Raw genomic sequence first — 17,127 nt, forward strand, 5'->3', positions numbered from 1 at the left:
ATGAACTTCAGCCGCTCATCCATGACGTTACACTCCTTCCAAGGCACCTTGCTCTCCTTGCAAAGGGCCGAAAGTGTAACCCATCTATCCGGAATGAACTGTCACCCATCTCTCGGGAAGGGCACTCAGTTTGGTTAGAGCATCAGACTCATAATCTGATTGTCGAAGGTTCGATTCCTTCTCCATTGGCCTGATAAGCCAGCACCCTGCCAGGTGTTATCTGAAAACGGTCCGGGGACTGGAATGTTAAAGACCTGACGGACGGCCGAAGCCTTCGGGCCAAAGCCGTATCGAAAGGTCGGATGCCATCGGCTCGCGGCCAGGCTTGCGGTGATGGTCAAGGCGCAGCGTCGCTGGCAGGGAGGTTTGGCTTCCGGCGCCCGCTTCGCTGCCCCGCGATCCGCTCCCGAAGGCCCGCCACGGATTGATGCCACCAGTCCCCGGATCATTCGTGCCGGAATTCGAAGTGAAACGAGAAACGAAGGGAAGATCGACGCATGACGTGACGCCTCGCATGGGGGCCATGCCCGACAGGAGTAAGACAATGACGACTATTCTCGACAAGGTTCTTGGGCGCGAGCGCGTCCTCGTAAGGGAAAACGAACGTGCCCTCACCCTCCACAAGGGGGAACTCAAGGCTGTCCTGCTGCCGGGTGAGCACTGGCTCGCCAACCGGAACCAGAGCCTTGAGGTGTCCCGGCACGATCTGAAGAACCCGGAATTCGTTTCGGCGTACGAGAAGGCGTTGTTCGACAAGCTCCCGGACGTGGCCGCGCGTCATTTTACCGTCATCCGCACCGGACGTACGGAAGTCGCCGTCATCGAGCGTGACGGCAACCTCCATTCCGTGCTGGCGCCGGACCGCAAGCTGGTGCTGTGGACCGATGCCGGACCGTGGAAGGTGACGGTGGTAGACACCTCGGCCGATCTTGCCATCGATCCGGCGGTCATGCGCCGGCTCGGCCAGGCCCGGAAGGCGGAATTGATGTCCGTTCACCCGGTTGTCGACGGCCAGGCCGGGCTGCTGTTCATCGACGGTGTCCTTGTGCGGACGCTTGCCGCTGGCGTGCACGGCTTCTGGAACGTCGGACGGATGGTGCAGATCAAGGTCGTCGACCTCAAGCGCCAGTCGCTCGACGTCGCCGGGCAGGAAGTGCTGACCAAGGATCGCGTCACGATCCGCGTCAACATCGCCGCCGAATACCGGGTCGTCGATCCGGTCAAGGCGGTGAGCGCGGTGAAGGACTTCTCCGAGGCCCTCTACCGCGCCCTGCAGTACGCCTTCCGCAAGACGTTGGGCGCGCTCACCCTCGACCAGATCCTTGAAAAGAAGGTGACGGTCGACGAAGAGGCGGCGGCCAAGGTCCGGGCCGACATGGCCGAGATCGGGGTCGAGGTCAGCGATATCGCGCTCAAGGATGTGATCCTGCCGGGCGAGATGCGCGAGATCCTCAACCAGGTGGTTTCGGCCGAAAAGCAGGCCGAGGCCAACGTCATCCGCCGCCGCGAGGAGACGAACGCCACGCGTTCCCTGCTCAACACCGCCAGGGTGATGGCGGAAAACCCGGTGATGCTGCGGTTGAAGGAGCTCGAGGCTCTGGAAACCATCGCCGGCAAGGTGGAGCGGCTGACCGTCCACAACGGAACGGGCGGGCTGCTGAACGACCTGGTCAAGCTCCGCGACAGCTGAGCTTACGTTGCGTCAATGGAAGGGCCGCCGGGTCAAACCGGCGGCCCTTCTTGCGTTTCCTGGGCGCCCTGCCCATCTGCGCCCGGCTTATCAGGCCTTTTCCTGCCGGAAAAAACCGATTAGACAGCGCCCAAACGAATGCGGACAGATTCCGCCCGCAAAGAAGGAAAAGCCCTTGTCCACCACGAACTCCACCACGTTCGACAAAGTCGCCAAGATCATTGCCGATACCAGCGAGATCGATATCGACACCATCACGCCCGAGAGCCACACCATTGACGATCTCGGTATCGACAGCCTCGACTTCCTCGACATCGTCTTCGCCATCGACAAGGAATTCGGCATCAAGGTGCCGCTGGAAAAGTGGACCCAGGAAGTCAATGACGGCAAGGCTTCGACCGACGATTACTTCGTCATGAAGAACCTGTGCGCCAAGATCGACGCGCTGGTTGCCGCCAAGACCGCCTGAGGTCATCAGGGCGCGTGACTTGACGCGCTCCGCCGCCTGACCCACAAAGCCGCCCATGAGCAGCCCACACGACGTCGTCATCACAGGTATCGGCCTTGTTTCCTCGCTGGGGGAAGGTCCTGACGCCCATTGGCAGAAGCTGGCGCAACCCGGCCGGGAGCCGGTGCTCGAAGCCGGGCGCTTTGCACCCTACACCGTCCATCCGCTGCCCGAGATCGACTGGAACCTTCAGATCGCCAAGCGCGGCGACCAGCGGCAGATGGAGACATGGCAGAGGCTCGGCACCTATGCCGCGGGCCTCGCCCTGGACGATGCCGGCATCAAGGGCAATGACGAGCTGTGCACCACCATGGACATGGTCGTGGCAGCCGGCGGCGGCGAGCGCGACGAAGCGGTCGACGCCGACATTCTCGCCGCTTCGGAAAACCGCAACGACCGCGACGTGCTGCTCAACGAGAAGCTGACCACCGAGCTGCGCCCAACTCTGTTCCTGGCGCAGCTCTCCAATCTGCTCGCCGGCAACATCTCCATCGTCCACAAGGTGACGGGCTCGTCGCGCACCTTCATGGGCGAGGAAGGCGCTGGCGTCGCCGCCGTCGAGACCGCGGCCGCGCGCATCCGCTCCGGCCAGTCGACGCACATCCTGGTCGGCGGCGCCTTCCAGACCGAACATTCCGACATGCTGCTCGGCTATGAACTGGCCGGTTATCTGCATCGCGGCCCGTGGAAGCCTGTCTGGCAAAGGCAGGGCGCCGAGGGCGGCGGCGTGGTGTCAGGTTCCGGCGGGGCCTTCCTGGTGCTTGAGCAGCGCGAACACGCGGCAAGCCGCGGGCGCAGGATTTACGCGGAGCTCGGACAAATCGTGTCCGGCCGTGCCAGGCGGTCGCGCGGAGGACTCGACGCCGAGATCGCTCTCCTGCTTAAACAGGCGGCGCCGCCGAACGGCAAGCTGCTCGCCATGTCTGGCGCGTCCGGCGCACATGCGGCAACCATTGCCGAGAAATCAGCGCTCGATGCCGATCCGGCAATCGCCACGCGCGGTTTTTCGACGCTGACCGGGCATATGAAGGAAGCACAGTTCCCCTTCGCCGTGGCGCTGGCGGCATTGGCTGTCGACCGCAAGGCCGCCTATCCTGTTTTTGATGCTACGGCCGAAAAGCCATTCGAAGGCATTCCCGCGAGCGTCCTTGCAACGGCGATCGGCTATCACCAATTCGAGGGCATGGCGCTGGTCAACGCCGCCTGAGGCGGCGTTTCCCGATCATGCCGCAGAGATAAGAGGGGCTCCCGGATGGCCAAGTTCAGAGATCACATGGGCAGGCCCGTTGTCGCCGTCACCGGCATCGGGGTGGTGACCTCGCTCGGCGTCGGCAAATCAGATAATTGGGCAGCGTTGACTTCGGGCAAGTCGGGCATTCACCCGATCACCCGTTTCCCGGTCGATCACCTCAACACGCGTATCTCCGGCATGGTCGATTTTCTGCCGTCGAGCTCCAAGGGAGCAAGCCTCCTCACCTATGAGCTGGCGGAAACCGCTGCGCAGGAGGCCGTTGGCGAAGCCGGCCTGAATTCCGGTGATTTCGGCGGCCCTCTGTTCCTCGCCTCGCCACCGGTCGAACTCGACTGGCACGACCGCTTTTCGCTCTACAATTCCGACAAGCAGGATTCCGGCGCCGAAAGGCTGCTGCGTGTGGCGCGCGGCCTGAAGGAGCTTGATGTCTTCGAAACCACCCAGTTCGGGTCGATCGCCGACCGGCTCGCCGACCGGTTCGGCACGCGCGGCCTGCCGATCACGCTCTCGACGGCTTGCGCTTCCGGCGCGACCGCCATCCAGCTCGGCGTCGAGGCGATCCGCCGTGGCGAATGCGACCGGGCCCTGTCGATCGGCGCCGACGGTTCGGCAACCGCCGAGGCGCTGATCCGCTTCTCGCTGCTGTCGGCTCTTTCCACTCACAACGACAATCCGGAAAAGGCTTCCAAGCCGTTTTCCAAGGACCGTGACGGCTTTGTATTGGCGGAGGGGTCCGGCGCTCTGGTGCTGGAATCGCTGGAGGCGGCGCTCGCCCGTGGGGCCGCCGTTCTTGGCATCCTCAGCGGCTGTGGCGAAAAGGCCGACGATTTCCACCGCACCCGCTCCAAGCCGGACGGTTCGCCGGCGATTGCCGCTGTCCGGGCCGCACTTGCCGATGCAGGCCTCGGCGAAGACGAGATCGACTATGTCAACGCCCACGGCACCTCGACGCCGGAAAACGACAAGATGGAGCACCTGTCGCTGTCGACGGTGTTTGGCGAGCGCATCGGCTCTATGCCGATCTCGTCCAACAAGTCGATGATCGGTCACACGCTGTCGGCGGCGGGCGCGGTCGAAGCGGCGTTTTCGCTGATGACGATGCGCGCAAGCGTCATTCCCCCGACCATCAACTATGACAATCCCGACCCTGCGATCGTGCTCGACGTCGTGCCGAACAAGAAGCGCGATGCGCAGGTTCGCACTGTACTGTCGAACTCCTTCGGCTTCGGCGGCCAGAACACTTGCCTTGTCATGGCGCGGGAACCGGTCTAAGCGAGCCCTTTCCGCTTAACAGAACCGACGGGCTCCATGCGCGCACTGCAACTTATCGAGGACCGCCGCCTTGAAACGGTGGACCTGCCACCCCCGCCACCCCCCGCGCTTGGCGAAGTCACGCTGCGCATCAGGGCAGTGGCGCTGAACCATATCGACGTCTGGGGCTGGCGTGGCATGGCCTTCGCCAAGCGCAAGCTGCCGCTGGTCGTCGGCGCCGAGGCTTCCGGCGAGGTCGAGACGGTCGGTCCCGGCGTTTCCAGCCTGCTTCCCGGACAATTGGTGTCGATCTACGGCGCGCGCACCTGCGGCCTCTGCCGCGCCTGCCACGAAGGCCGTGACAATCTGTGCGAACATGTTTCGGGCGTTCACGGCTTCCATCTCGACGGCTTCGCGCAGGAGAAGATCAACCTGCCGGCGCGCCTGCTGGTCCCCGCCCCGCCCGGCGTGACCGACATCGGGGCCGCGGTAGCACCCGTTACTTTCGGCACCGTCGAGCACATGCTGTTCGACAATGCCAGGCTGCAGCCCGGCGAGACGATCCTTGTCCATGCCGGCGGATCGGGCATCGGTTCGGCGGCTATCCAGTTGGCCAAGCGGATGGGCTGCACGATCATCACCACGGTCGGCTCGAACGACAAGATCGACAAGGCCAAGGCGCTCGGCGCCGACCACGTCATCAACTACCGCGACGACCGCTTCGAAGGCGTCGTGCGCAAGCTGACGAAGAAGAAGGGCGTCGACGTCGTGTTCGAGCATGTCGGCACCGACACCTTTGCCGGCTCGATGCTGTGCCTGAAGCGCGGTGGCCGCCTGGTGACTTGCGGCTCGACCTCGGGCGTGTCGACGCAGATCAACCTGATGCAGCTCTTCCAGCAGCAGTTGAAACTGCTCGGATCCTTCGGTTGCCGCATGGAGAACATGGCCAACGCCATGCAGAAGATGGCCGCGGGGCAGGTCGCGCCGGTCATCGACACCGAGGTCGGCTTCGACGATATCGATGCCGCGCTGAAGCGCATGGAAGGTCGCGACGTCTTCGGCAAGATCATCCTGCGCGTCGCCTAGAGCCTCGATTTCCGTGCTCAAGAAACTTCGCCGCGATCTGACATTTCGCTATGGCAGACAACTGCGCCAGATGAATTACTGGCTTGTTGCGCGCGCGGCGATGATCATCATGTCGCTGCTGCGCCTGCTGCCGGTCGACAGCGCGCTGAATTTTGCCGACCGCACGGCTCGCCTCATCGGCCCAAGGGTCGGACGCCACCAGGTCGCCATCGACAATCTGCGCAAGGCCTATCCGGAAAAGAGTGATGGCGAAATCCAGGCCATCGCCTCCGACATGTGGGGCAACATGGCCCGCCTTGCCGCCGAATATATCTTTTTGGACGCCCTGTTCGACTATGACCCCGCCGCCGGCAAGCCGGGTCGGGTTGAGGTCAAGGGAACAGAGCACTTCGTCGAGATCGCGGCCGAGAAGCAGCCGCATATCGTCTTCACCGGCCATCTCGGCAATTTCGAGCTGCTGCCGGTGGCGGCCGCGACCTTTGGCATGAACATCACGGCGCTGTTTCGGCCGCCCAACAACCCCTACCTGGCCGACTACATCCTTTCGACAAGGCGATCGACCATGGGAGGCTTGCTGCCTTCGATGGCTGGTGCCTCGTTCGCGCTGGCGGGAGTCTTGGAGAATGGCGGCAATATCGGCGTTCTCGTCGACCAGAAATTCTCCAACGGCCTGGACACCACCTTCTTCGGCCGTACCTGCCAGAGCAACCGCGTGCTCGGTACCCTTGCCCGTCACTATGACTGCGATGTCTATCCGGCGCGTTGTGTCAGGTTGCCAGGCAACCGCTTCCGGCTCGAGATCGAGGACAAGCTGGTCTTGCCGCGCACGGCCGACGGCAGCGTCGACGTCCACGCCACCACCCAGATGCTGAACGACGTCGTCGAGCGCTGGGTGCGCGAGGATCCCGGCCAGTGGATGTGGTTCCACAAAAGGTGGGAGATCAGCAACTGGCGGCGAAAAAAGCGGCCGAACCCGGCTCCCGCCTCAAACACCTGAGCAAGCCGCTGGCGGGAACGTGAGTTCCTCCGCCAGCAGACAAAGCCAATATCAGTGACCGCCAATTGCCTAATTGGTGACGACAATGCGCGTATTGCCGAATCCGACCTCGCGCACCATCGAATAGAATGCCGCGGCATTTGCCGTATGCAGCCTCACGCAGCCATGCGAAGCCGGGCGGCCGAGCTGCCTGACGGCGCCTGTTCCATGGATGGCATAGCCGCCACGGAAAAATACGGAATAAGGCATCGGCGACATTTCGTATTTGCGCGAATACCACATCCGCGCCGTGCGTTGCGGCCGGTAGGTGCCGCGTGGCGTGAAATAGCCTGGCCGAGCGGTCGACACGGCCCACCGATAGACCGAAGCGCCATAGCGGACCGTCATTGTCTGCGACGACACGTCGATATTCGCCACCAATGTGGCCGCCTCACTTGCGACCGATGCGCCAAACAGCGCAACAACCAATACTGCTGCCTTGAGAAATGACATTTTCATGCGATCAAACCCCTTTGATTGCCCCTTGCCTGCTCGCCATCACGTTCTTTTTCACCTTTTTAATGGCGGTGAACGGATAACACACAGTCCTTGATCAATTCGCCAATCCAAAGCAGCTAATTTGAACGATTTCCCGCGATAGTTGCCGCAGGGACACGCTGCACGGGTTGATCGACGGGCTTGCAAAACCACGGCGATCGCTGCTCAAATCGCGGCATGAACGAGCGACTCCTCAAGGCAATCGATATCAGGCGCGACGAGTTGGTGGCGCTGACCGCCGACCTGATCCGTTTTCCGACCGTCAATCCACCCGGCGAAGCCTACAGGCCATGCGCCGACTATATCGGTGCGCGGCTAAGGAAACGTGGCTTTGAGACCGAGTTCATCCGCGCCGAAGGCACGCCCGGCGACACCGATCGCTATCCGCGCGTCAATGTCGTCGCCCGTTTCGACGGCCGGTCACCCGGCGCCTGCGTCCACTTCAATTCGCATATAGACGTGGTTGAGGCCGGCGAGGGCTGGACCGTGGATCCCTTTGCCGGCGTCATCAGGGACGGCAAGGTCTATGGCCGCGGCGCCTGCGACATGAAGGGCGGCCTCGCCGCCTCCATCATCGCTGTCGAAGCCTTCATGGAAGTCTTCCCCGACTTTCCCGGCGCCATCGAGATCTCGGGCACGGTCGATGAGGAGTCCGGCGGCTTCGGCGGCGTCGCCCATCTGGCCAGGCTCGGCTATTTCTCGAAACCCAAGGTCGACCACGTCATCATCCCCGAGCCGTTGAACAAGGACCGCATCTGCCTTGGCCATCGCGGCGTCTGGTGGGCGGAGATCGAGACCAAGGGAGAGATCGCGCACGGTTCGATGCCGTTTCTCGGCGACAATGCGGTGCGCCACATGGGCGCCGTCCTGCGGGCCTTCGAGGACGAGTTGTTTCCGGCGCTCGACCGCAAGATCACGCACATGCCGGTGGTGCCGGAAGGCGCCAGGCGCTCGACCATGAACATCAATTCCATCCATGGCGGCCAGACCGAGGATTTCCGGCCCGGCCTGCCCTCGCCCAACGTGCCCGATTCCTGCCGGCTGACCATCGACCGCCGCTTCCTGCTCGAGGAGGATCTCGCCACGGTCAAAGCCGAAGTGACCGGCATTCTCGACCGACTGAAGCGCGAGCGCGAAAAGTTCGATTATGAAATCCGCGACCTGATGGAAGTACTGCCGCTGATGACCGAGCGCGAAGCGCCCGTGGTCAAGGCGGTGGCGCAAGGCATTCATGCGATCTTCGACCGCGAGCCCGACTACGTCATTTCGCCCGGCACCTATGACCAGAAGCACATTGCCCGCATCGGCCACATCTATGACTGCATCGCCTACGGACCCGGCATTCTCGATCTTGCCCACCGGCCGGACGAGTGGGTCGGCGTATCGGACATGGTGGAATCAGCCAAGGTGATGGCAATCGGGCTCAACGTGCTGCTGCGTGGCACTGCCACGGAATAACCCAGCATCGCCACAAGCTTCGACCTGCCGACAGAGCTGGCACGGCAAAAACATTCCCGGCCATCCTGCCCGGCAGCACGAAACGCAATTTACTCCCGCGCGAAATCACGCTTCTATCGCCCGGTTTGAGCACGTGTCCTAAACGCATGGGAGTTGCATGATGAGACTGTGGAAAACCATTCTGGCCGCGGCGCTCCTTGCGCTGGCCGCCGGAAGTCAGGCCTTTGCGGCCCGGACCGACCTGGTCATCGGCATTCCGCTCGAACCGCCTCATCTCGATCCAACCGCGGGCGCCGCGGCGGCGATCAAGGAAGTGCTCTACGCCAATGTCTTCGAGGGTCTGACCCGGATCGGCCCCAATGGTGAGGTTCTGCCGGATCTGGCCGAGGGCTGGACAATTTCCGATGACGGCAAGGTCTATTTGTTCAAGCTGCACACCGGCGTCAAATTCCACGACGGTGCTGACTTCAGCGCCGACGATGTGAAATTCTCGCTCGACCGGGCCCGCGCGGACAACTCGGTCAATGCGCAGAAGGGCCTGTTCGCGGCCATCGACAAGGTCGAGATCATCGATCCGGCAACGGTCAAGGTCACGCTGAAGAACCCGCAAGGGTCTTTCCTCTACAATATGGGATGGGGGGACGCGGTGATGGTGTCCCCCAAATCCGCCGATACCAACAAGGAAAAACCTGTTGGCACCGGCCCGTTCAAATTCCAGAACTGGGCCAAGGGATCATCGATCACTTTGGTAAAAGCCGACCATTACTGGGGCGCTCCGGTGTTCCTCGACAAGGTCGAGTTCCGTATCGTGCCGGATGCCGCGGCCTATGTGCCGGCGCTGCTGTCCGGCGACATCCAGGCCTTCCCCTTCTTCGATCCCGACAGCCTGGCACAGGTCAAGGACGACCCGCGTTTCAAGGTGGTGATCGGCTCGACTGAGGGCGAGACCATCCTGGCGATCAACAACAAGCAGCCGCCTTTCGACAAGCTTCAGGTCAGGCAGGCGATCTCCTACGCGCTCGACCGCAAGGCGATCATCGACGGCGCCTCGGCCGGCCTTGGCCTACCGATCGGCTCGCACATGTCGCCAGCCAACAAGAACTATGTCGACCTCACCGGCCTCTATCCGCACAACATCGACAAGGCCAAGGAGTTGCTGAAGGAAGCCGGGCTGGAGAACGGCTTCAAGGCGACGCTGAAACTGCCGCCGCCCAGCTATGCACGGCTGGGTGGCGAGATCATCGCCTCGGAACTTCGCGATGTCGGTATCAACCTCGAGATCATCCCGGTCGAATGGGCGCAGTGGCTGGACCAGGTGTTCACCAAGAAGGACTACGACCTGACCATCGTCTCCCACACCGAACCCAACGACATCGATATCTATTCGCGCAAGGACTACTACTTCAACTACGACAATCCGACCTTCGACAAGATAATCGCCGACCTCAACCTCACCTCCGACGAAACCAAACGCAAGGAATTGCTTGGCGAGGCACAAAAGATCCTGGCCGACGATGCCGTGGTCGGCTTCCTCTACGAACTGCCCAAGATCGGCGTCTGGGACGCCAAATTGCAGGGATTATGGGAGAACGCGCCTATCCAGGCCAATGATCTCACCAAGGTGAAGTGGAGCGAGTGAGGCCTGTGGTGCGGCAGCGGTTGGGCGGGACTTCCCTTCTCCCCTTGTGGGAGAAGGTGGATTGGCGCAAAGCGCCAAGACCGATGAGGGGTGCTGGAACAAACTCAACTTGCAATTCGTCCAGCACCCCTCATCCGACCTCGCTTCGCGAGGCCACCTTCTCCCACAAGGGGAGAAGGAAGAACGCCACGCTCCCACGCCTCCCATGACAGCCTACCTCCTCAAGCGCCTCGCCATCGCTTTCGCCACGCTGGTGCTTGCCTCGATGGTGGTGTTCGCCGTGCTGGAGGTCCTCCCCGGCGACCCTGCGCGGCTGATGCTGGGTATGAATGCCAGCGCCGATCAGGTCGAACTCTTGCGCAACCAGATGGGTCTCAACGCGCCACTTGTCCTGCGCTACCTGCATTGGGTCGGTGGCCTGCTCAGCCTCGATTTCGGCCGCTCCTATACCTATTCGGTGCCGGTCATCGACCTCGTGCGGGAACGGCTCGCCGTCTCGCTGCCGCTGGCGCTGATCGCGCTGGCGCTCTCTACCATCATCGCCATTCCGGTCGGGCTTTATTCCGCCAGCCGGCGCGGACGGGCCGGCGACACGATTTCAATGGGCGTGGCGCAGCTTGGCGTCGCCGTCCCCAATTTCTGGTTCGCGCTGATGCTGATCTATATCTTTGCCGTCTGGCTGCGCCTGGTCCCAGCCGGTGGTTTTCCCGGTTGGGCAGCCGGCACCTGGCCCGCGCTGAAATCGCTGCTGTTGCCGGCGGTAGCGCTTGCCCTACCACAAGCGGCGATCCTGGCGCGCGTCACCCGCTCGGCGCTGATCGAGGTGCTGAACGAGGACTATATCCGCACCGCCCGCGCCAAGGGCCTGCCCTATCGCGCCGTGCTGTGGCGGCACGCGCTGCGCAACGCCATGATCCCGGTGCTGACCATTCTTGGCCTGCAATTCGCCTTCCTGCTCGCCGGTACCATCATCATCGAGAATGTCTTCTATTTGCCCGGTCTCGGCCGGCTGGTGTTCCAGGCGATCACCCAGCGCGACCTGATCGTCGTCGAAAGCGTGGTCATGCTGCTGGTCGCCGCCGTCATTGCCGTCAACCTCGTCGTCGACCTTTCCTATGCGGCGGTCGATCCTCGCCTGAGGACCCGGCAATGACGCTGCGCATCGACATCCCCGAAGAGACGTTCCGCAGCATCCTGGCCAAGGCGTTTGGGAACGCCGCATTCGTCGCCGGCTTCGTCATCACGGTGCTGATCCTGGCAATGGCCATCGTCTCCTATGCCTGGACACCTTACGATGTGACAAAGCTGGTCATAGCGGACAAGACGCAAGGCCCCTCGCTGGCGCATTGGTTCGGCACCGACCATTTCGGCCGCGATATCCTGTCGATGATCATGGTTGGCGCGCGCAATTCGATTGCCGTGGCGCTGGTCGCCGTCGGCATCGGCATGGGGGTCGGCGTGCCGCTTGGCGCCTTCGCCGCGGCGCGCGGCGGCCTCGTCGACGAGGCGCTGATGCGCGTCAACGATCTCGTCTTCGCCTTCCCCGCGCTGCTGTCGGCCATAATGATCACCGCCATTTTCGGGCCGGGCGCCATCAACGCCATCATCGCCATCGGCATCTTCAACATTCCGGTCTTTGCCCGCGTCGCCCGTGCCGGCGCGCTTGCCGTCTGGCCGCGCGAATTCATCCTTGCCGCGCGCGCCGCCGGTAAGAGCAGCACGCAGATATCGATCGAACATGTGCTGCCCAACATCGCCACGCTGCTCCTGGTGCAGGGCACAATCCAGTTCGCGCTGGGTATCCTGGCCGAAGCCGGGCTTTCCTATCTCGGCCTCGGGGCACAGCCGCCAATGCCGAGTTGGGGCCGCATGCTGTTTGACGCCCAGACGCGCATGGTGGTGGCGCCATGGATGGCGATCTTCCCCGGCATGGCGATCGTCGTCACCGTGCTCGGCCTGAACCTCCTGGGCGACGGCATCGCCGACATTCTCGACCCGAAATCGCGGCGGCAGCGATGAGCCTGCTCGAAGTCGACAATCTGTCGCTGACCATCGGCGACACGCAGATCCTGAAAGATATGGAGCTCTCCGTCGCGCCCGGCGAGGTGATGGGACTGGTCGGCGAATCCGGCTCCGGCAAATCGATGACCGCGCTGACGGTGATACGGCTCCTGCCCCATGCCGCACGTGCCACCGGGCGCGTCACATTCAACGGCATCGACATTCTGAGGGCAACCGAGGACCAGATGTGCGCCCTGCGCGGCGACGACATTGGCATGGTGTTCCAGGAACCGATGACAGCGCTCAATCCGGTCAAGACGATCGGAGAACAGGTCGCGGAAGGCATACGCTGGCACACCAGGGCAAGCCGTGCCGATGCCGAGGAGCGCGCGCGAAAAATACTCGACCGCGTCGGTCTGCCCTCGGCAAAGTTCCCGCTGTCGCGCTATCCCCACGAACTGTCAGGCGGTCAGCGCCAGCGCGTCGTCATCGCCATCGCCTGCGCGCTGAAGCCGAAGCTGCTGATCGCCGACGAGCCGACGACGGCGCTCGACGTGGTGCTGCAGGCGCAAATCCTGGACCTCCTGCGCGACCTTGTGGTGGAGAACCGCATGGGCCTGCTGCTGATCTCGCATGATCTCGCTGTCGTGACCGAGATGGCCGACCGCATCACCATCCTGCGCCATGGCGAGGTGATGGAAGCAGGCGACACGGCGCGCACGCTCTCCGGTCAGCTTCATCCCTATACGCGCCAGCTGGCGCAGGCTTCGATGCATGTTCCGACGCGCGCCAAGCCTCACCGTGTCGGGACGGACCAACCCTTGCTCCAGGTCGAAGGCGTCACCCGCGACTACCCCGGCCGCCGCCTCTCGCTGTTCAGCCGTGCGCCGGCGATTCGCGCCGTCGACGACGTCTCCCTCTCGATGGCGCCGGGCCAGTCGGTGGCACTGGTCGGCCGCTCCGGTTGCGGCAAGTCGACCCTTGCCCGCATGATCCTGGCACTGGACCGGCCGGGTTCGGGCGCGATCCGGTTTCGCGGCGAAGCCATCACCGGCAAGAGCGAAGCCGAGCTGAAGCCGGCCAGGCGCGATATGCAGGTCGTGTTCCAGGATCCCTACGGGTCCTTCGATCCACGCCAGAAGGTCGAAAAACTGGTTGCCGAGCCGCTTCATGTCCTGGAGAAAAAACCGACGCGGGCCGAACGCCGCGAGATGGTGGCGCACGCGCTCCACGAGGTCGGTCTCGACCAACGCGACATGGACAAATACCCGCACGAATTTTCCGGTGGCCAGCGTCAGCGCCTGTCGATCGCCCGCGCCATTATCACCCGCCCGAAACTGGTGGTCGCCGACGAGCCGGTCTCGGCACTCGATGTCTCGATCCGCGCCCAGATCCTGGACCTGTTCGCCGATCTCAACCAGAAGCTTGGCATCGCCTATCTCTTCATTACCCATGACCTGACCGTCGCCCGCGCCATCACGGATGAAGTGCTGGTCATGCATGAGGGCAAGATCGTAGAGCGTGGCAAGACGAACGAGGTGCTGGACCATCCGCAATCCGAAGCCGCCAGGGCGCTGGTCACAGCCGCCCCGGATTTGCATCGCGCGATCGCTCGGCGGATGCAGGAACAGGGCTGATGCATGTCGCCCAAAGTGGCGCCGCTTTGGGACCCTCTCAGATCATCTGGAATTTTCCGGTGGTCTTGAACCGGAGATAGGCCTCGACGCTGCGCGCCATGTTTGGCAGCATCTCAGGCAGGCTGTCGACCGAGAACCATTCGACGGCGCTACTCTCGTCGTCGGTGACGGCCGGCTCGCCTTCAAAGCGGCGCGTGTAAAACATCAGTGCGAAGAACTGCGCGCGATCGCCATTCGGGAACTGGAAGGTTTCATAATTCGGGTCGCAGCCGAACCCGAACGGCTCGACATCGCTGACGATCAAGCCGGTCTCCTCAAGTACTTCTCGGATCACCGGGGTTTCCAGGCCCTCGCCTTCCTCGGCATTACCGCCGGGCAAGCCCCACAAGCCAAAATCGGTTCGTTTCTGCAGGAGAATGCTGCCGTCTGCGCGTTCAGCACCCGGCATCAGCACCAGACGGTCGCCGATCAGCGCCCGCAATTGTCCCAGATAGCTATCGGCGAAGCTCACACAAACAGCCCCTCGGCGCTGGCGATTGGGTGTCTCACGCAGCGTCAACCTTCCGGCTTCACCACATCGACCGGGCTGATGTCGAGCAAATCGAGCGTGCGGCGGAGCAGCCGCACCTCGGTTTCGGCCAGCTGCGAATCCGCCTTGGCGATCTCCGCCATGTGCTGCGCCAATTGCTTGCGCCGCTCGACGTCGAGATCGCGGAACAGCGCGATCGCCTGCGAGCCGTTGGTCTCGTAGCCGAATTCGTTGAGATATTCGATGACGGCATCGATGCTGGTCTCCGGAATACCGAAGGCATCCTTGCAGATGCGCCGGAAGGCAACCATCTCGCTCTCGCTCACTGTGCCATCTGCCAGGATCATCCGGAACAGCATCAGCAGTTCCGCCGACAGGACGGGATCGTCCGCGACCTTGCGCACGCCCGGGTCGCCGTCGAAGATCGAGCGTATCTGGTCCAGCAACGCGAATGGCATGAACGGCCCCTTTCCGATTCCTCTTCAATAGAATTAGCGCGGAATCGCCCTTGCGCAAACGGGGTGGTCATGGTCGAACGCGCGCTATCTCAGCCGACCGGACATCTCGACAGATCAGATGATCGACCTTAGCATCCAGTCCATCGCCATGCTTGCCCTCGCGGCTTTTGCCGCGGGCTTTGTCGATTCGATTGCCGGCGGCGGCGGACTGATCACCATTCCGGCGTTGCTGCTTGCCGGTTTCTCGCCGGTCGAGGCGCTTGGAACCAACAAGCTGCAAGGCATGTTCGGCTCCGGGTCGGCGACGATCCACTATGCCTCGAAAGGCCATGTCGACCTGCGCCGGCAATTGCCATCGGCGCTGCTGGCACTTGCCGGCGGTGCCGTCGGCGCGTTGCTGGCCACGATCGTGCCCGGCGACCTGTTGCGCGCGGCCCTGCCGCTGGTGCTGATCGCCATCGCGCTATATTTCGCGCTCAAGCCCAACATGAACGATGTGGACCGGGCCGAGCGCCTGTCGCCCTTCCTGTTCGGCGTGACCGTGGTGCCGGCCATCGGCTTCTATGACGGCGTGTTCGGGCCGGGCGCCGGTTCCTTCTACATGCTGGCCTTCGTGACGCTCGCCGGCTACGGCGTGCTCAAGGCGACGGCGCACACCAAGCTGCTCAATTTCGCTTCCAACATTGGCGGCTTCATCGTCTTTGCCGCCGTCGGCGTCATCTCGTGGAAGATCGGCCTGATGATGGGCGTTGCCCAGTTCCTCGGCGCCCGGCTTGGTGCCAGTCTCGCCATGCGCATCGGCGCCAAACTGATCAAGCCGCTGCTGGTCATCGTCTGCGTGGCTCTGGCGGTGAAGCTGCTGGCGGATCCGGCCAACCCGCTGCGTGTCATGATTGGTGTGTGATCACGCGCCTGTTACAATATCGCTGTTCGAATCATGTTGGAGGAGCCAGACATGAATCTCAGCGCGCCTACCCAGATTGTTTTCATCATTTCCCTGGTCATCGCCATCATCGGCATTCTTGCCGCGCTTGGCGTTTTTGCGTTCATTCCGCTCGCATCGGTGTGGATCGTGCTCGTCGCCTACATCGTGCTCGCCGCCGGCTGCCTGATGCGCGGCGCCTGACAAGTTTCCCTCGACAAGTGGGGACCGAGAGCGCCCGGCCAACAGCCGGGCGTTTTTGATTTTGATGCGGGCTCTGCTAGATTTGGCTTGGCGGAAGGATGGCCAATGCCGATCGAGATGCAGCGCCGGAAAGAACAGGATCGCTCCATATCGGGGCTATTCGAAATGCGCCGGCGGTTTCCCGATCCCGCGCTCGAGGGCGTGGTCATCGACATCTGCGGCTATCGCGAGACGGCGGCGGGCCATTTCCGCAATGTCGAATACGCGTCGCTGACGGTGCCGTTGGTGATAAGCTTCGCCGAGCCCTTCGCCATCGGCCTCGGCAGGACGCCTGATGACAATGACCGCTTCGCCAGTTTCGCCGCCGGCCTTTTCGCCGGTCCGGTAATGATCGAATCCTTCGGCGGCGCCTGCTGCATCCAAGTCAATTTCACCCCTCTTGGCGCACGCCGCTTCTTCCGCCTGCCGATGAGCGGCTTGACCGACAGCATGGTCGTGCTCGATGACGTGCTTGGCGCGGAAGGCATGGCGCTGCGCGAACAGCTCGGCAACGCGCCTGACTGGACGGCGCGTTTCGATCTTGCCGAGGCATTCGTCGCCGCTCGTCTTGAGAGCGCCGCTGAGACGCCGCTGGAAATCGCCTGGGCTTATGACCGTATCGTCACATCAGGCGGCCGGACCCGGATTGCATCGCTTGCCGAACGGTTGGGCTGGAGCCGCAAACACCTAGTTGTGGAGCCTCAACAGGTTGTCCTTGGTCAGGCCCAGGCGACTGATTGGCGGTTTGGACTTTAGGCTTCCGTGCGGACGGTGCCAATTGTACCGATGCAACCATATGGGCAACTCGGCGGCGCGATGGTCGGAGTTCGCATAAGCCACGGCATATGCCCACTCCCTGAGTGCGGTCTGGATGAACCGCTCGGCCTTGCCGTTAGTCTTGGGGGTATAGGGCTTGGTC

At 62.9% G+C, this 17,127-nt stretch carries 18 protein-coding genes and 1 tRNA gene; 15 read left to right on the forward strand and 4 right to left on the reverse strand.

Annotated elements, in window-relative coordinates:
- Positions 1-115 precede the first annotated feature (115 nt).
- The 7 genes from O7A61_RS25535 to O7A61_RS25565 all read left to right on the forward strand — a co-directional run bounded on the left by O7A61_RS25535 (position 116) and on the right by O7A61_RS25565 (position 6,784).
- A tRNA-Ile gene (locus tag O7A61_RS25535) sits at positions 116-185 on the forward strand.
- Positions 186-544: 359 nt separating this feature from the next.
- Positions 545-1,690: a slipin family protein gene (locus O7A61_RS25540; RefSeq protein ID WP_337132176.1), complete on the forward strand. Its 1,146-nt coding sequence runs from the start codon at positions 545-547 to the stop codon at positions 1,688-1,690.
- Between the two features lie 175 nt (positions 1,691-1,865).
- Positions 1,866-2,159: an acyl carrier protein gene (locus tag O7A61_RS25545; protein ID WP_027029416.1), complete on the forward strand. Its 294-nt coding sequence runs from the start codon at positions 1,866-1,868 to the stop codon at positions 2,157-2,159.
- 55 nt (positions 2,160-2,214) lie between these two features.
- Positions 2,215-3,405, forward strand: coding sequence for a beta-ketoacyl-ACP synthase (locus O7A61_RS25550; protein WP_337132177.1), 1,191 nt, complete (start codon positions 2,215-2,217; stop codon positions 3,403-3,405).
- Between the two features lie 45 nt (positions 3,406-3,450).
- Positions 3,451-4,722 carry a beta-ketoacyl-ACP synthase gene (locus O7A61_RS25555; protein WP_337132178.1) on the forward strand — a complete coding sequence of 424 codons (1,272 nt, stop codon included), beginning with the start codon at positions 3,451-3,453 and terminating at the stop codon, positions 4,720-4,722.
- 36 nt (positions 4,723-4,758) lie between these two features.
- Positions 4,759-5,787, forward strand: coding sequence for a zinc-binding dehydrogenase (locus O7A61_RS25560; protein ID WP_337132179.1), 1,029 nt, complete (start codon positions 4,759-4,761; stop codon positions 5,785-5,787).
- A gap of 13 nt (positions 5,788-5,800) precedes the next feature.
- Complete coding sequence (locus tag O7A61_RS25565) at positions 5,801-6,784, forward strand: lipid A biosynthesis lauroyl acyltransferase (protein WP_337132180.1); 984 nt, start codon at positions 5,801-5,803, stop codon at positions 6,782-6,784.
- A 69-nt stretch (positions 6,785-6,853) separates the two neighbouring features.
- On the opposite strand, the gene O7A61_RS25570 is transcribed toward O7A61_RS25565, so the two are convergent.
- A complete protein-coding gene (locus O7A61_RS25570; protein ID WP_337132181.1) occupies positions 6,854-7,282 on the reverse strand; it encodes a L,D-transpeptidase in 429 nt (142 codons plus the stop codon).
- Positions 7,283-7,498: 216 nt separating this feature from the next.
- Here O7A61_RS25570 and O7A61_RS25575 point away from each other — a divergent pair, with 216 nt between their 5' ends.
- The 5 genes from O7A61_RS25575 to O7A61_RS25595 all read left to right on the forward strand — a co-directional run bounded on the left by O7A61_RS25575 (position 7,499) and on the right by O7A61_RS25595 (position 14,056).
- Positions 7,499-8,779 (forward strand): acetylornithine deacetylase/succinyl-diaminopimelate desuccinylase family protein, encoded by a 1,281-nt coding sequence (locus O7A61_RS25575; RefSeq protein ID WP_337132182.1) that lies wholly within the window; start codon positions 7,499-7,501, stop codon positions 8,777-8,779.
- A gap of 160 nt (positions 8,780-8,939) precedes the next feature.
- Positions 8,940-10,418, forward strand: a complete 1,479-nt coding sequence (locus O7A61_RS25580) for an ABC transporter substrate-binding protein (RefSeq protein ID WP_337132183.1) — start codon at positions 8,940-8,942, stop codon at positions 10,416-10,418.
- A gap of 205 nt (positions 10,419-10,623) precedes the next feature.
- Positions 10,624-11,571 (forward strand): ABC transporter permease, encoded by a 948-nt coding sequence (locus O7A61_RS25585; RefSeq protein ID WP_337132184.1) that lies wholly within the window; start codon positions 10,624-10,626, stop codon positions 11,569-11,571.
- Positions 11,568-12,437 carry an ABC transporter permease gene (locus tag O7A61_RS25590; RefSeq protein ID WP_337132185.1) on the forward strand — a complete coding sequence of 290 codons (870 nt, stop codon included), beginning with the start codon at positions 11,568-11,570 and terminating at the stop codon, positions 12,435-12,437. The genes O7A61_RS25585 and O7A61_RS25590 overlap by 4 nt, the downstream gene beginning before the upstream one ends.
- The gene (locus O7A61_RS25595; RefSeq protein ID WP_337132186.1) at positions 12,434-14,056 is read left to right on the forward strand and encodes an ABC transporter ATP-binding protein; all 1,623 of its coding nucleotides are present in this window, start codon (positions 12,434-12,436) and stop codon (positions 14,054-14,056) included. Before O7A61_RS25590 ends, O7A61_RS25595 begins: the two co-directional genes overlap by 4 nt.
- Before the next feature lie 37 nt (positions 14,057-14,093).
- Here the strand turns inward: O7A61_RS25595 and O7A61_RS25600 are convergent, their stop codons facing one another.
- Positions 14,094-14,615 carry an NUDIX domain-containing protein gene (locus O7A61_RS25600; RefSeq protein ID WP_337132187.1) on the reverse strand — a complete coding sequence of 174 codons (522 nt, stop codon included), beginning with the start codon at positions 14,613-14,615 and terminating at the stop codon, positions 14,094-14,096.
- Positions 14,612-15,043: a TerB family tellurite resistance protein gene (locus tag O7A61_RS25605; protein ID WP_337132188.1), complete on the reverse strand. Its 432-nt coding sequence runs from the start codon at positions 15,041-15,043 to the stop codon at positions 14,612-14,614. Before O7A61_RS25605 ends, O7A61_RS25600 begins: the two co-directional genes overlap by 4 nt.
- A 118-nt stretch (positions 15,044-15,161) precedes the next feature.
- On the opposite strand from O7A61_RS25605, the gene O7A61_RS25610 reads away from it, so the two are divergent.
- From O7A61_RS25610 to O7A61_RS25620, 3 genes are all read left to right on the forward strand, one after another.
- Positions 15,162-15,947 carry a TSUP family transporter gene (locus O7A61_RS25610; protein WP_337132189.1) on the forward strand — a complete coding sequence of 262 codons (786 nt, stop codon included), beginning with the start codon at positions 15,162-15,164 and terminating at the stop codon, positions 15,945-15,947.
- 51 nt (positions 15,948-15,998) lie between these two features.
- On the forward strand, positions 15,999-16,169 hold the full coding sequence (locus O7A61_RS25615) for a hypothetical protein (protein WP_084636692.1): 171 nt from the start codon (positions 15,999-16,001) through the stop codon (positions 16,167-16,169).
- Positions 16,170-16,274: 105 nt separating this feature from the next.
- Complete coding sequence (locus O7A61_RS25620; RefSeq protein ID WP_337132190.1) at positions 16,275-16,964, forward strand: AraC family transcriptional regulator; 690 nt, start codon at positions 16,275-16,277, stop codon at positions 16,962-16,964.
- Here O7A61_RS25620 and O7A61_RS25625 read toward each other — a convergent pair.
- The coding region (locus O7A61_RS25625) for an integrase core domain-containing protein (RefSeq protein ID WP_337132191.1) at positions 16,896-17,127 on the reverse strand (232 nt) is incomplete at its 5' end. The genes O7A61_RS25620 and O7A61_RS25625 overlap by 69 nt on opposite strands.

Origin of the sequence: Mesorhizobium sp. Cs1321R2N1, from assembly GCF_037179725.1 — a bacterium.
Classification (GTDB): Bacteria; Pseudomonadota; Alphaproteobacteria; order Rhizobiales; family Rhizobiaceae; genus Mesorhizobium; species Mesorhizobium salmacidum.

Excerpts from the sequence above, each read along its gene's own strand:
- O7A61_RS25620 (WP_337132190.1), top strand. The coding sequence starts at position 16,275 with ATGCCGATCGAGATGCAGCGCCGGAAAGAACAGGATCGCTCCATATCG.
- O7A61_RS25575 (WP_337132182.1), top strand. The coding sequence starts at position 7,499 with ATGAACGAGCGACTCCTCAAGGCAATCGATATCAGGCGCGACGAGTTG.
- O7A61_RS25590 (WP_337132185.1), top strand. The coding sequence starts at position 11,568 with ATGACGCTGCGCATCGACATCCCCGAAGAGACGTTCCGCAGCATCCTG.
- O7A61_RS25580 (WP_337132183.1), top strand. The coding sequence starts at position 8,940 with ATGAGACTGTGGAAAACCATTCTGGCCGCGGCGCTCCTTGCGCTGGCC.
- O7A61_RS25585 (WP_337132184.1), top strand. The coding sequence starts at position 10,624 with ATGACAGCCTACCTCCTCAAGCGCCTCGCCATCGCTTTCGCCACGCTG.
- O7A61_RS25595 (WP_337132186.1), top strand. The coding sequence starts at position 12,434 with ATGAGCCTGCTCGAAGTCGACAATCTGTCGCTGACCATCGGCGACACG.
- O7A61_RS25555 (WP_337132178.1), top strand. The coding sequence starts at position 3,451 with ATGGCCAAGTTCAGAGATCACATGGGCAGGCCCGTTGTCGCCGTCACC.
- O7A61_RS25605 (WP_337132188.1), bottom strand. The coding sequence starts at position 15,043 with ATGCCATTCGCGTTGCTGGACCAGATACGCTCGATCTTCGACGGCGAC.
- O7A61_RS25570 (WP_337132181.1), bottom strand. The coding sequence starts at position 7,282 with ATGAAAATGTCATTTCTCAAGGCAGCAGTATTGGTTGTTGCGCTGTTT.
- O7A61_RS25550 (WP_337132177.1), top strand. The coding sequence starts at position 2,215 with ATGAGCAGCCCACACGACGTCGTCATCACAGGTATCGGCCTTGTTTCC.
- O7A61_RS25615 (WP_084636692.1), top strand. The coding sequence starts at position 15,999 with ATGAATCTCAGCGCGCCTACCCAGATTGTTTTCATCATTTCCCTGGTC.
- O7A61_RS25540 (WP_337132176.1), top strand. The coding sequence starts at position 545 with ATGACGACTATTCTCGACAAGGTTCTTGGGCGCGAGCGCGTCCTCGTA.
- O7A61_RS25610 (WP_337132189.1), top strand. The coding sequence starts at position 15,162 with ATGATCGACCTTAGCATCCAGTCCATCGCCATGCTTGCCCTCGCGGCT.
- O7A61_RS25560 (WP_337132179.1), top strand. The coding sequence starts at position 4,759 with ATGCGCGCACTGCAACTTATCGAGGACCGCCGCCTTGAAACGGTGGAC.